General features: G+C 69.8%; 14 protein-coding genes. 12 read left to right on the plus strand and 2 right to left on the minus strand.

Annotated elements, in window-relative coordinates:
• Positions 1–171 precede the first annotated feature (171 nt).
• The 8 genes from IE302_RS07505 to IE302_RS07540 all read left to right on the plus strand — a co-directional run bounded on the left by IE302_RS07505 (position 172) and on the right by IE302_RS07540 (position 9,017).
• The gene (locus tag IE302_RS07505; RefSeq protein ID WP_191253187.1) at positions 172–714 is read left to right on the plus strand and encodes a TetR/AcrR family transcriptional regulator; all 543 of its coding nucleotides are present in this window, start codon (positions 172–174) and stop codon (positions 712–714) included.
• A gap of 179 nt (positions 715–893) precedes the next feature.
• On the plus strand, positions 894–2,339 hold the full coding sequence (locus IE302_RS07510) for an NAD-dependent succinate-semialdehyde dehydrogenase (RefSeq protein ID WP_191253189.1): 1,446 nt from the start codon (positions 894–896) through the stop codon (positions 2,337–2,339).
• A 26-nt stretch (positions 2,340–2,365) separates the two neighbouring features.
• The gene (locus IE302_RS07515; protein ID WP_191253191.1) at positions 2,366–3,646 is read left to right on the plus strand and encodes an aminotransferase family protein; all 1,281 of its coding nucleotides are present in this window, start codon (positions 2,366–2,368) and stop codon (positions 3,644–3,646) included.
• A 13-nt stretch (positions 3,647–3,659) separates the two neighbouring features.
• A complete protein-coding gene (locus IE302_RS07520; RefSeq protein ID WP_191253193.1) occupies positions 3,660–4,706 on the plus strand; it encodes an extracellular solute-binding protein in 1,047 nt (348 codons plus the stop codon).
• Entirely contained in the window at positions 4,703–5,566 is an 864-nt protein-coding gene (locus IE302_RS07525) for an ABC transporter permease (protein ID WP_191253195.1), read from the plus strand. The genes IE302_RS07520 and IE302_RS07525 overlap by 4 nt, the downstream gene beginning before the upstream one ends.
• Positions 5,556–6,377, plus strand: coding sequence for an ABC transporter permease (locus IE302_RS07530; RefSeq protein ID WP_191253197.1), 822 nt, complete (start codon positions 5,556–5,558; stop codon positions 6,375–6,377). The genes IE302_RS07525 and IE302_RS07530 overlap by 11 nt, the downstream gene beginning before the upstream one ends.
• On the plus strand, positions 6,370–7,395 hold the full coding sequence (locus tag IE302_RS07535) for an ABC transporter ATP-binding protein (protein WP_191253199.1): 1,026 nt from the start codon (positions 6,370–6,372) through the stop codon (positions 7,393–7,395). The genes IE302_RS07530 and IE302_RS07535 overlap by 8 nt, the downstream gene beginning before the upstream one ends.
• Entirely contained in the window at positions 7,392–9,017 is a 1,626-nt protein-coding gene (locus tag IE302_RS07540) for an amidohydrolase (protein WP_191253201.1), read from the plus strand. Before IE302_RS07535 ends, IE302_RS07540 begins: the two co-directional genes overlap by 4 nt.
• A gap of 634 nt (positions 9,018–9,651) precedes the next feature.
• Here the strand turns inward: IE302_RS07540 and IE302_RS07545 are convergent.
• Positions 9,652–10,071 carry a MarR family winged helix-turn-helix transcriptional regulator gene (locus IE302_RS07545; protein WP_191253203.1) on the minus strand — a complete coding sequence of 140 codons (420 nt, stop codon included), beginning with the start codon at positions 10,069–10,071 and terminating at the stop codon, positions 9,652–9,654.
• Between the two features lie 56 nt (positions 10,072–10,127).
• Here IE302_RS07545 and IE302_RS07550 point away from each other — a divergent pair, with 56 nt between their 5' ends.
• The gene (locus tag IE302_RS07550) at positions 10,128–10,652 is read left to right on the plus strand and encodes a DUF6790 family protein (RefSeq protein WP_191253205.1); all 525 of its coding nucleotides are present in this window, start codon (positions 10,128–10,130) and stop codon (positions 10,650–10,652) included.
• A gap of 23 nt (positions 10,653–10,675) precedes the next feature.
• Positions 10,676–11,311 carry a TMEM175 family protein gene (locus IE302_RS07555; RefSeq protein ID WP_191253207.1) on the plus strand — a complete coding sequence of 212 codons (636 nt, stop codon included), beginning with the start codon at positions 10,676–10,678 and terminating at the stop codon, positions 11,309–11,311.
• Positions 11,312–11,363: 52 nt separating this feature from the next.
• Here IE302_RS07555 and IE302_RS07560 read toward each other — a convergent pair whose 3' ends face one another.
• Complete coding sequence (locus IE302_RS07560; RefSeq protein WP_191253209.1) at positions 11,364–12,248, minus strand: LysR family transcriptional regulator; 885 nt, start codon at positions 12,246–12,248, stop codon at positions 11,364–11,366.
• A gap of 46 nt (positions 12,249–12,294) precedes the next feature.
• Here IE302_RS07560 and IE302_RS07565 point away from each other — a divergent pair, with 46 nt between their 5' ends.
• Positions 12,295–13,185, plus strand: a complete 891-nt coding sequence (locus tag IE302_RS07565) for an EamA family transporter (protein ID WP_229907657.1) — start codon at positions 12,295–12,297, stop codon at positions 13,183–13,185.
• Between the two features lies 1 nt (position 13,186).
• Positions 13,187–13,429, plus strand: coding sequence for an alpha/beta fold hydrolase (locus IE302_RS42660; RefSeq protein WP_229907658.1), 243 nt, complete (start codon positions 13,187–13,189; stop codon positions 13,427–13,429).
• Positions 13,430–13,437 lie beyond the last annotated feature (8 nt).

Here is a 13,437-nt window from a genome sequence, read left to right on the forward strand (position 1 = left end):
CGGATGCCTCAAAACCCACACCCACTACAACGAAACAACCGCCTGGGCCCACCACACCACCACCGCCGCTTGACACACAAAACCCAGGGATGTCTTCACGGACTTGGCACACCAAGGCACTAGCGGGACATTACATCTGTAATGTAGCCTCCTTGCACAAGGAGGTTCCGGATGAGCCGGTCCGACAAACCGAGCGACCCCGCGCGAATGAAGCGGGCGCTCCAGCGCGCGGCGGTCGAAGTCGTGGCACACGAAGGGCTCCGCGGCCTCACCTATCGCGCGGTCGCCAAAGCGGCCGACTGCACCACGGGTGCGGTACAGCACCACTTCTCGTCGATCGACGATCTCCTTCAGTCCTCTTTGGACTGGGTGCTCGAAGAGAGCGCGGAGAACGGTTTGATCGGCGCGCGCACCGGGATGTTCGCCGACGGCGAGGAAGTCCGGAAGCGATACAAGGACAGCGCCGAGATCCAGGTCTTCCAGTACCAGCTGGTCGTGGAGTCCGCGCGGCGCCCGGAGTTGCGTCCGGTGGTCCGGCGGCTCTACCGCGGCTACCTCGACGCGGTCGGCAAGGAACTGGGCGCGGACGACGGGTTCGCGCAGCTCGTCTTCTACGCCCTCGATGGAATGTTCCTGCATCAGGTGGCGGATCCGGACGTCGACCCCGGCCCGGCACTCGAAGCCCTGCACGCCATCTTGGCGAACCACAGCTAAAGGCGGCACCGCGGCCCGATGACACGCGTCACGCGTGCATCGGGTCTCGGTACTGCCTTCTTTCGTTACAGGGCAACAGCTCCGCACTGTCCTTTCGAGACACTCGAAACCGAATTAGGTGTTGACTTAATCAACACTCGGGGGTCAGACTCGGCGCATCCCGAGCGAAAGGCCATTCGATGCCCGACACCGCTGCCGCGACCTTGCTGATCGACGGTCACTGGCGTTCCGCCCCGGCGACGTTCGACGTCGTGGACCCGGCGAGCCTCGTCGTCCTCGGCCAGGCGGCCGACGCGGAACCCGCCGACGCTCTCGCCGCGCTCGACGCCGCGGCCGGCGTCGCCCGATCCTGGGCCGACACCGACCCGGAGACCCGCGGCGGTCACCTGCGCGCCGCGGCGGCGGAAATCCGCGCGCGCCAAGGCGAACTCGCCTCGTTGCTGAGCCGGGAGAACGGCAAACCGCTCGCGGAGGCCGCCGGCGAACTGGCGAGCGGCGCACGGATGCTGGAGTGGGCCGCGGAAGAGGGACGGCGGGCCTACGGCCGCGTCACCCCCGCCTCCGCGGCGGGCCCCGGTCTGGTGCTGCGCTCCCCGGTCGGGCCGGTCCTCGCGATCACGCCGTGGAACTTCCCGGCCAGCATGCTGCTGCGCAAGGTCGGGCTCGCCCTGGCCGCCGGCTGCCCGGTCATCGCCAAACCCGCCGAGCAGACGCCGCTCATCGCCACCGCACTGCTCGACATCGTGCAGGCGACCGGCCTGCCCGCGGGCGTCCTGCAATCCGTCACCACGACCCGGCCCGCGGAGCTCGTGGAAGCGCTGCTGGCCGATCGCAGGCTCCGCAAGGTCAGCTTCACCGGATCGACCGAGGTCGGCCTGGGCCTGCTGCGGCGGACCGGCGACACGCTTCGCCGCACGTCACTCGAAATGGGCGGCCACTCCCCCGCGATCGTCTTCGCCGACGCCGACCTCGAAGCGGCCGCCACCGGCGTGGTCACCGCGAAGTTCTTCAACGCCGGCCAAAGCTGCACGGCGGTGAACCGGCTTTACGTCCACGAGAGCGTGCGGGACGACCTGCTCGCGCTGATCGAGAAGAAGACGGCCGCATTGAGCGTCGGACGCGGAGACGCCGAAGGCACCAAGGTCGGCCCGTTGATCGACGAAGCCGGGCTCGCGAAGGTCGAGAACCAGGTCGCCGACGCGGTGGCCAAGGGCGCCCGGGTCCTGATCGGCGGGAGCCGCTGGGAGCCCGGCGATCCGGCGCTGCGCGGTCACTTCTATCGGCCCACGGTCCTGACCGGTGTCACCGCGGACATGCTCGTCAGCCACGAGGAGACGTTCGGCCCGGTGCTGGCCGTCGCCACGTTCACCGGCGACGACGAGGCGATCGACCTCGCCAACGCCACGGACTACGGGCTGGCCGCCTACCTGTTCGGCAGCGACCTGCGCCGTGTCTGGCGGGCGCTCGACCGGCTCGACTTCGGCGTGATCGGGGTCAACGACCCGGCCCCCGTCCGCCCGGAACTGCCCTTCGGCGGCCAGAAGAACTCCGGTCAGGAACGCGAAGGCGGCGCAGAAGGAATCGAGGCCTACACCGAGACCAAGGCCGTGGCGCTGCGGTTCTGAGCACCACTGGCACAGAAAGGACCTTCATGACCAGCACCTCCGAACTCGCCGCCCTCGACCGGCGCACCCTCGTGCATCCGCACACCACGATCGGCGCCCCGGCCGAACCGCTCATCCTCGACCGCGGTGAAGGCGCGCTGCTGTGGGACACCGAAGGCCGCCGATACATCGACGGCACCTGCGGCCTGTGGCAGTGCCCGGTCGGTCACGGCCGCACCGAGCTCGCCGACGTCGCCGCCGGCCAGATCCGCCGCCTGGAGTTCTACTCGTCCTTCGGCGACTACTCCAACGCCCCGTCGATCCACCTCGCCGAACGGCTGCTTTCGCTCGCCCCTGCCGGTCTGGAACGCGTGTTCTTCACCAACGGCGGTTCGGAAGGCAACGAGACCGCGATCAAGCTCGCCCGCCTCGCCTTCCACCACGCCGGTTCGCCGGAGCGGACAGTGGTGCTGGCCAGGACCGGCGGCTACCACGGCATGGGCGGCGCCTCGCTCGCCGCGACCGGGATCGAGGGCCTGCGCGCCGGATTCGGCCCGCTCCTGCCGGACGTGGAATGGCTGGGCAAGCCGCACGCCATCGAATACGGCCCGGACGCGGCGGACGTGCTGGTCGCGGAACTGGAACAGCGCATCGCCGAGATCGGCGCGCACCGCATCGCCGCGTTCATCGGCGAACCGGTGCTCGGTGTCGGCGGGATGGTGCCACCGCCGGACGGGTACTGGCCCCGCGTGCAGGAAGTGTTGCGCCGCAACGGGATCCTGCTGATCGTCGACGAGATCGTGACCGCCTTCGGCCGGACGGGTCACTGGTTCGGCAGTCACCACTTCGGTATCGAGCCGGACATGATCGTCACCGCGAAGGGCATCACCAGCGGCTACGTCCCGATGGGCGCGGTGCTGATCGGCCGCCGGGTGCTCGACCTCGCCGACGGGGCCACGTTCCTGCACGGCTTCACCTACAACGGCCATCCCGTCGGGGCCGCGGTCGCGCTGGCGAACCTCGACATCATCGAGCGCGAGAACCTCCTCGAACGCGCCCGTGTCCTGGGCGCCCGCCTGCGCGAACGGCTCGACCCGCTCACCGAGCTGGCTCACGTGCGCGAAGTCCGTGGTGTCGGCCTGATGCTCGGCATCGAGTTCACCGGCGTGCCGACGGCGTCGGTGCAGTCCGGCTGCCGCGCGGACGGCGTCGTGGTCCGCGCCTCCGGCACCAGCATCGTGCTGTCCCCGCCGCTGGTCATCACCGAGGACCAGATCGACACCCTGGCCGACGTGCTGTGCCGCCATGTCGCGGCCGCCGCGAGCTGAGCGGAGAAACCCCATGAGACGCCGGATACCGACGCTGTTGTCCGCCGCGCTGACCGTCCCGCTCTTCGTCACCGGATGCGCCATTTCCGAAGGCGGCCCGAATTCGCTCGTGTTCGTCTCCTACGGCCAAGGCGCCTATCAGGCCGGGCAGCGTTCGGCGTGGCTCGACCCCTACGAGAAGAAGACCGGGACCACGGTCACGATCGACGGCCCGTCGAGCAACGCCAAGCTCAAGGCGATGGTCGAGGCGGGCAAGGTCACCTGGGACGTCGTCGACACCGACGCGTCCGCGGCCGCCGCGGTCTGCGGCAGCCTGCTCGAACCCGTCGACATGGGACCGCTGGCGGCCGGCTTCCCGAAAGGATCGCTGACCGACTGCGGGGTGCCGGACGCGTTCTTCGGCATGATGCTGATGTACGACACCAAGGCCTACGGGGCCCACCCACCGTCCACAATGGCCGACTTCTTCGATCCCCGGGCCTTTCCCGGACGGCGGATCATCTACGGCGGCGATCCGAGCGTGGGGACGATCGAGGCCGCCCTCCTGGCCGACGGCGTCCCGCGGGACAAGCTGTACCCGCTCGACGTCCGCCGCGCACTGTCGATGTACGACCGCGTCCGGCCGGAACTCACCATCACCAGCACCTACGGCGACCAGCAGCAGCGGATGGCCGGCGGGCAGGCGGACATGGCGCTCATCGTCAGCGCCCGCGCGTTCTCACTGCTGAAAGCGGGCGCGACGAACTGGAAGGTCGTGCCCGGCATTCCCGTCCCGGTGACCTGGGACGTGCTCGTCGTGCCCAAGGGAACACCACGGGCGGAGGAAGCCAAACGGCTGATCCGGTTCGCCTCGGAACCGGCGCAAGCGGCGGCCTTCGCGGCCGCCGCGGGCGTCGGGCCGGCGAACACCGCCGCACCGAGCCCGAACACCCCCATCGGGCGGGAGCTCGACATCTGGGGCGACGACAAGGAAAACCTGCGCGTGCTCAGCGACGTGCGCTGGTGGGCGGCGAACCGGACGGCGCTCGTCAAGGCCTGGTCGGATTGGAGGACCGGATGACCGCCACCGTTCGAGCAGCCCGGCGGGCCGGTTCCTCGACGTGGCTGCTGCTCCCCGCCGCGGCCGTGGTGCTCGTGTTCTTCTTCTACCCGCTCGCCGCGATCCTTTGGCGCAGCTTCACCGAACCCGATTTCGGCGTCGGCAATTACCTCGCCGTCCTCGGGGACAAGGTGCAGATCCGGGTGGTGCTCAGGACTTTGCGGACAGCGCTGATCATCACCGTCGCCACGCTGATCGTGGCCTACCCGTACGCCTACGCGATGACCCTGGTCGGGCGCCGGGCCCGGACGGTGCTGACGCTGCTGGTCCTGATGCCGTTCTGGACCAGCGTGATGGCCCGCAACTTCGCCTGGTACGTCCTCGAACAGCGGGGTGGCGTGATCGAGAAGGCGCTCGCCGCGATCGGCGTCGACGGGGTGGTGCTCCTGGGCTCGGTCGCCGGGGTGACCGTCGCGATGGTGCAGGTGATGCTGCCGTTCATGGTGCTGCCGCTGCACAGTTCGATGACCGGGATCGACCGGAGCCTCCTCCACGCCGCGGGCAGCCTCGGCGCGTCCCGCCCGGTCGCCTTCCTGCGGGTGTACCTGCCGTTGTCGATGCCGGGGGTCCTGGCCGGGGTGTCGGTGGTGTTCATCATGTCGCTCGGCTTCTACATCACCCCGGCGCTGCTCGGCACGCCGCAGCAGGCGCTGGCCGCGCAGGTGATCGGCACTCAGGTCAACGACCTGCTGGACTTCGCCGGGGCCGGGGCGCTCGGGGCGATCCTGCTGGTCATCACGCTCGTGGTGCTGGCCGTGCTCAGCCGGGTCGCCGCGCCGCTGGGCACCAGTGCGGCGGGAGGTGCCGACCGTGGCCAGTGACCCGTCCATCACCAGGGCCGCGCTCCGGCAGCGGACGCTCGGCTGGGGACTGCGCGCGTGGGTCGCCGTCGTGGGGTTCGTGCTCGTCGCCCCCACTCTCGTCGTCATCCCGATGAGCTTCGGCGCCGGTTCGACCTTCCAATTTCCCCCGGACGACTGGTCGTGGCGCTGGTACGGCGAGTTCTTCGGCAGCAAGCAGTGGCTCGCCGCGCTGGCCAACTCGGTCCAGGTCGGTCTGCTGGCGGCGGTGCTCGCGACGGTCGTCGGGGTGGCGGCCGCGTTCGGTCTCGACCGCGCGCGGTTCCGCGGCCGGGGCGTCGCGCGGCAGCTGCTGATGGCGCCGATGATCCTGCCGGGGATCGTCGTCGCGGTCGCCGTCTACGGGGCGTTCCTGCGGTGGCAGCTCAACGGGACGATGCTCGGGTTCGTGCTGGCGCACGCCGTGCTGGGCGTGCCGTTCGTGCTGACCTCCGTGCAGACCAGTCTCGCCGGGTACGACCCGGTCGTGGAGAAGGCCGCGGCGAGTCTCGGCGCGTCGAAACTCACGACCCTGCGCAAGGTCGTGCTGCCGAGTATCGCTCCCGGCGTGATGTCGGGTTTCGTGTTCGCCTTCGCGACCTCCTTCGACGAGGTCGTGGTCGCCCTCTTCCTGCAGACGCCCGCCATCAAGACGTTGCCGGTGAAGATGTACGAATCGATCGTCCTGGAGATCGACCCCACCATCGCCGCGGCGTCGAGCCTGATCGTCGTGTTCACCACGATCCTGCTGTTCCTGCCCTCGTTCCTGCGCCGACGGAGCCACCATGACTGACGACCACCGCGGGATCACCACCGCGAACGTGACCAAGGCGTACGCCGGCATCGGGCGTCCCGCCGTGGACGACGTCTCCCTGCGTATCGCCGACGGCGAGTTCATGACCTTCCTGGGCCCTTCCGGCTCGGGCAAGACGACGATGCTGTCGATGATCGCCGGTTTCACCCCGCTCACCGCGGGTTCGATCACCCTGGACGGCCAGGAGATCTCCCGGCTCAAACCGCACCGCCGCGATCTCGGGGTGGTGTTCCAGCAGTACGCGCTGTTCCCGCACATGACGGTCGCCCGCAACGTCGCGTTCGGGCTCACCCAGCGCAAACGACCGAAGGCGGAGATCGAGCGCCGCGTCACCGAAGTGCTCGAACTGGTCGGCTTGTCCGCGGTGCGGGACCGGTTGCCGCGTCAGCTTTCCGGCGGTCAGCAGCAACGGGTCGCGCTGGCCCGCGCCGTGGTCTACGGGCCCCGGGCCTTGCTGATGGACGAGCCGCTGGGCGCCCTCGGCAAGAAGCTGCGCGACCAGCTGCAGCGCGAAATCGCCCGGATGCACCGGGAGCTGGGCATGACGTTCCTGTTCGTCACCCACGACCAGCAGGAGGCGCTCACCCTGTCCGACCGGATCGCGGTGTTCAACGAGGGCCGGATCGAACAGGTCGGCACGCCGGAGGATCTCTACGAGCGCCCGGAAACGTTGTTCGTCGCGCAGTTCGTCGGCGAGTCCAACGCCTTGTCCCTCACGCCCGGCGAAGTCACGATCGTGCGGCCGGAGCGGCTGACGCTGTACACCCGTGCCGAACCGGTGCCGTCCGGGCACCAGCGCGTCAGCGCCCAGGTCACCGACATCGTCTACGTGGGCGACCACAGCCGGATCTGGCTGCGGTACGCCGACGGCGCGCGCGGCTGCGCGGTGCTGTCCGCGGGCACGGCGCACGGACACCGTCCCGGCGACGACGTGACCGTGGCCTGGCATCCGGACCACCAGGCGGCCGTTCCCGCCGGGGAAAGGACGGCGGTATGACTTCCGACCTGCTCCTGCGCGGCGGTCTCGTGCGCACCTTCGACACCGGAATGGGGAACGCCACGGCGATCCTGCTTTCCGGCGGACGCGTGGTCGCGGTCGGGGACGACGACACGGTCTCCGCCGCGGCCGCTCCCGGCACGCCGTCGGTCGATCTGCGGGGACGGACCGTGCTGCCGGGGATCAACGACGCGCATCTGCATCTGGCCTGGTACGCCTTGGCCGGACCGGAGTTCTGCGTGAACCTCGCGGCCGCGGCGAGCCTCGCCGAGGTCCGGCGGGCACTGGACGCCGCGCCTCCGGGCGAGTGGATCGTCGGCCGCGGCTGGCGCGAGACCACGATCGCCGAGTTCGCCGACGGTCGCGCCGTGCCGTCGCGGACGTGGCTCGACGCCGTGACCGGGACCCGGCCCGCGGTGCTGCATCACGCGTCGTCCCATTCCATCTGGGTCAACAGCGCCGCGCTGGAGCGGGCGGGGATCACCGTGGGGACACCGGATCCGGTGGCGGGAGAGATCGTCCGCGACGCCACCGGCGAACCGACCGGCATCCTCGTCGAAAGCGCGCAGGAACTCGTGGCAGGCCTGCTGCCGCAGCCGAGCCGGGACGAGCGGCTGGACGCGACCGCGCGCACGATGGCGCGACTGAACCGGCTGGGCGTCACCAGCGTGACCGATCCGATCGTGCCGCCAGGGCTGTGGCAGGACTACCGGGATCTGCACGCGGCGGGCCGGATGACGACGCGGGTGACCGCGCTGCTGCACTGGAATTGGCCCTCCCCCACGACTTCCGCGGCCGACCTGAGCCGGGCGCTGGACAGTGCGGACCTGGGCAGCGGGGACGACCTGCTGCGGATCGGCGGGATCAAGCTGTTCGCCGACGGTGTCCCGACGCATTGCACGGCGTGGATGCACCGGCCGTATCCCGGCGGCGGGCACGGCGGTCTCGTCACACCCGGATCCGGCGATCCGGAGCAGGTGCGGGAACTGCACGAGCTGATCGCCGTGGCGCAACGGCGCCGGGTGCGCGTGCAGGTCCACGTGACCGGCGATCGCGCGGCCGACGCCGTGGTCGACGCCATCGAGGCCGCCGCGGAGGCCGACCCGTGGCCGGACGCCCGGCACGTGCTCATCCACGGCACCTTCCTGTCGCCGGAAGTGCACGAACGCCTGGCCCGGACCGGAACCGGCGTGATCACCAGCTCGCTCATGCGGACGTTCAGCGGTCCGTCGATGGTCCGGATCGTGGGCGAAGACCAGTGGAGCGAGGCGTTCCCCGCGCGGACACTGCTCGATCACGGCGTGGTGGTCGCGGACAGTTCGGACGCCCCGGTGACCGAACCGGACTGGCGACGCGGGGTCGCCACCTTCACGGGTGAACCGGGACCCAACCCGTTTTCCCTGCCCTCACAAGAGAAACTGCTCGACCGTGAAGAGGCGTTGCGCCTGTGGACGACCGGCCCGGCGTGGCTGGAACACGCCGAAGACCGCAAGGGGACGCTGGCGCCCGGCCGGTTGGCCGACCTGGCCGTCTTCGACCGGGATCCGGTCACTGCCAGTGGGCAGGAGTTGCTCGATGCCCGTTCGGTGCTGACCGTCCTAGGCGGACACATGGTGTCTTGAGCAGAGGTGTGCCCGGCCGTCAGACCGCACTGGGTCGAGGGGGTCGTGAGTGGCGACTCGTGTTCTCTTGAGGGGTAAGGCAAACGTGTCGTGACCTGTCGCTCGCGCATGCATCGACCCCGGGTGTTGTGAAAGCCACTTTCGCAACCTTGAAGGTTGTGAAAGTGGCTTTCACAACACTCTCGGACGGCGTGCCCCTTTGCCGACCGCAAGGACCCGAGGTGAAGGGGACTTTTCGCGCGCGATGAGGCGAAAGTCCCCTCCACGCCGCTGATCGACGACGAACACCGGTCCGTGAAGGCCTCCTTGAGGGACCCAGAGTCCCTCAAGGAGGCCTTCACGGACTCGGCACCCGACAAGACACCTTTGCCTTACCCCTCAATAACCCGAATCGCCACTCACGACCACCCTCACCGACTCGGTCCCGGCGCCCTCGCTCGCCTGCTGTACATGAAGGCCCCCTTCCTTGCGCCTATCGCAAGGAAGGGGGCCTTCATGTACTCGGCAAGGGGTGAAGGTCGAGTTTCCTCGGCTGAGCCGAGGGAAGGAGGCCTTCACGCGCCGTTGCTGTGACCGCTGGTGCGTCTGGGGCGCGTGTGGCGATCGCGGTGCCGGGTCCGTGAAGACAAACACCTCAGTCGGGCGTGAGGATTTCCGCCAGCCGCAGGGTGTCTTCGAGGTAACGCTCGTAAGGAAACCCGGCCGCGACGAGTGCCGCGCGGAACTCGTCGTAGAGCGGCTTCCCGGCGGCGTGGAAGGCTTTCCGGCCGGTCTCGGTGAGACGGACCAACCGCCGCCGCGCGTGTTCCGGGTCGACGGCGATCTCCACCAGGCCATCGGCTTCGAGTGGTCTCAGCGCCCGGCTGATCGCCGGATCGGACACCGACAGCGCCTGCGCGAGGCGGTGCTGCGTCGCCGGCTCGATGTCCTCCAACGTGCCGAGAAGCCGTATCTGGCTGTAGGTCAAACCGTCGAGGTCATCGGTGCGCCGCCGGGTCGCCTCCCCCATCAGCATGACCACGCGGTGCAACAAGTCTGCGAGTCCGTCGTCCACGACCTCACTGTACCAGAGTGTTGACAAGTTAATATTAACCAGTTAAGACTGATGGCATGAACTCCTTCTCTTACCTCGCCCAATCCGCCTTCCCGATGGTCTGGATCGTGGTGCCCGCCGTCGGCGCCTTCATCCGGACCCGCCACGTCGCGTCGCAGCAGGAGCGGCTGGAGATCTGGCAGCGCTGGTGGGCCATCGGCGCCTTCGGCTGCGGCAGCCTGTGGATGACGGTCGCCTTCCTCGCCTTCCCGGACGTCATGGCCACGGCGATCGGCTTCGACCGGACCCCGTTCCTGTTCGAGATCGCCTTCGCCAACCTCGGCCTGGCAGTCTTGGGCTTCCGGGCCGCCTCGGCGTCCGCGCGCGAACGCATCACCATCGGCCTCGGCGGCGGAATGTTCCTCTGGGGAGCCGTGATCGGCCACGTCTACCAGTGGTTCGCCAACGGTGACCACGCTCCCGGCAACACCGGCGGCGTCCTCGTCACCGACATCCTGATCCCGGCGGTCATGATCGTCCTGGCCGTGCGCTCCCGCCGACTCGCGGCCACTCCCCGACCGGCCGCCGAAATCGCCGTCTGACGCTGCGGGAGCTGGTCCTCACCATGACATCCCAGACCGACCACTCGACCGAAAAGGCCGCCGAGCGGCTCACCATCTTCGTCGACGCGGTGATCGCGATCGCGCTCACCTTGCTGGCCCTGGACCTGCCGGTCCCCCACGGCGACACCACCGGGGCCATGCTGAGCTCGGTGTCGGACCACGGCAAGGAGTACCTCGCCTTCGCGCTCAGCTTCATGGTGATCGCCGCCCACTGGCGCGCCCACCACGAGATCTTCCCCCACGTCCGCTCGCTGAGCAGCCGCCTGGTCAGCCTCACCCTGGTGTGGCTGTTCATGCAGGTCCTGATGCCGTTCGCGACGCGGGTGATCACCGCCGACGGCGCCTTCCCGCTCCGGTTCAGCCTGTACGCGGCGGTACAGGTGCTGGCGTCCGCGTCGTTCGCGTTGATCATCCGGGAGATCAGGCGCGAACACCTCTACCGGGCGGAAGGCCCGCCCCGGGTGTTCGCCCAGAGCCTGACGCGCAGCGTCTGCCTGACCGCGGTGTTCGGGGTCTCCATTCCCGTCGCGTTCCTGACCGGGGGCACCGGCGCCTACCTGTGCTGGCTCGCGGCGCCGATCGCGCTCGCCGTTGCCCGGCGAATCCAGGACCGCCGGCCGCGCCACCCTTCCCGCTGAGGTATTCCTTCGATGAGGTCCCGGATACCCGCGGCCGGCGTGCGGGGAACTTTCAGTGGACCAGGAGCCTGAGGACCAGCGCGAGCGGCGGCCATACCTCCCGCCCGCGGCGGGTGCAGGCGAAGGCGCGCAGCCGTACTTCCGGCCCGGCGAGCGGAAGCAGCACGACCCCGGGTTTCGTGGGACGGTTCGCGGGGAGCAGGCCGACGTGGGGAGCCGGACCGGTCGCGATGAGGTCCTCCACCAGTTCCAGGCTGTCCGCGCGATGCGTGACGCGCGGGGCGAACCGCGCCGTCGACGCCAGCCGCCGGATCACGTCTTCGTCGGCGCTGTTGCGGGAGTTGACGATCCAGCCGTGGTCACGGAACGCCTCGAAGACCTGCACGGTGTTCCCGTGGTCGGCCGCCTCGGCCGCCGGGACCGCGAGGCTCCACCGGGCGGTCCACAGTGGACTCGCGGTGATCATGGGGTCCACGCCCGCCGGGGCGAGGTCGAAGTCGTAGGTGAGGGCGAGGTCGATGTCATCGGCCAGTAGGGCCGCGAAGGCCTCGTACGGCTCGTACTCGCTGATCCGCAGCTCCACCCGGGGGTGACGCTCGGCGAGCACGTCCGCCGCCGGGAGCACGGACCGCCGCACGGCCGTCGCGAACCCGGCGACGCGCACGGTGCCGACCGGTTCGGCGTGCGGGTCGAGGTCGGCGCGGGCGGCTTCCACAGCGGCCAGGATCGTCACGGCGTGCTCGGCCAGGCGCCGTCCCGCCGGAGTGAGCCGCACGCGGCGGCCGTCCGGTTCGAGCAGCGGCGCGCCGGTTTCCTTCGCCAGCACCGCGATCTGCTGCGAGACCGTCGACGTCGTGGTGCCGAGCACGTCCGCCACCGCGCGCATCGAACCGTGCCGGGACAGTTCGAGGAGAAACTGCAGCCTGCGGGTGTCCACCCGCCGATTATCCATAATTCGCGAACGGTACGTCCACGATCGACACGTGGACGTGAACGATACGGATCGGTTTGCTGGTGATGTGCTTTCCTCCACCCGATCCGGAGCGGCGCTCACGGTCGCCGCCATGCTCTGCGTCCAGCTCGGCCTCGCCGTGTCCGTCAGCCTCTTCGACCGCATCGGCCCCGACGGCGCGGCGTGGCTGCGCCTGGCGTGGGCGGGGGTGCTGCTGCTGGTCCTGGTGAGGCCACGTCCGTCGATGTTCCGGTGGACCACGTTCGCGGCCTGTTGCGCACTGGGCGTCGTCACGGCGGGGGTGACCATGCTGTTCATGGAAGCCGTCGCCCGCCTGCCGCTCGGGACGGCGAGCGCGCTGGAGTTCCTCGGGCCGCTCACCATCGCCGTCACCCGCGGCCGCGGCGGCAAGAGGCTGTGGCCCGTCCTCGCCGCGATCGGCGTGGTGTTGCTGACCCAGCCGTGGCGGGGTGACGCCGACCTGCTCGGTGTCGGCTACGCGCTCGCGGCCGCCGCCTGCTGGGCGTGCTACATCCTGCTGACGCAACGGGTCGGCGACGAGGTGTCGGGTGTCAGCGGCCTCGCCGTGTCGATGCCGGTGGCGGGGATCGTCGCGACGTTCACCTACGGGCCGGGCGTGTTCGAGCACCTGACCTGGGAATTGCTGCTGATCGGCCTCGGGCTCGCGATCCTGCTGCCGGTGATCCCGTTCAGCCTGGAGATGCTCGCGCTGCGGCGGCTGAGCACCTCCGCGTTCGGGACCTTGATGAGCCTGGAACCGGCCATCGCCCTGACGATCGGGCTCATCGTGCTCCACCAGATCCCGAACCTCGGCGCGGCCGCGGGTGTGCTGTTCGTCGTGGCGGCCGGGATCGGCGCCGAACGAACCGGCGCGCGTGAACCGGTCACGCAGCCGACCTGACGTGGTCACCGGGTTCGTCGACGCCCTCGGCTTCAAGGACGCCACCCTGGTCGGGCAGGACTGGGGCGGCCCGATCGGCCTGGCCGCCGCGCAGCGCCGTCCGGGCGTCTTCGACCGGCTCGTCCTCGCCAACACCTGGGCCTGGCCGGTCGACGGCGACCTCTACGTCGAGGGCGCCGGTCTCTACGTGGAGACCGACGCGCCCGAGGAGTTCGTCGCCGCGATCCGCGGCTGGGCGACCTAGGTCGCGAG

This window comes from Amycolatopsis oliviviridis (genome assembly GCF_014654365.1).
Classification (GTDB): domain Bacteria; phylum Actinomycetota; class Actinomycetes; order Mycobacteriales; family Pseudonocardiaceae; genus Amycolatopsis; species Amycolatopsis oliviviridis.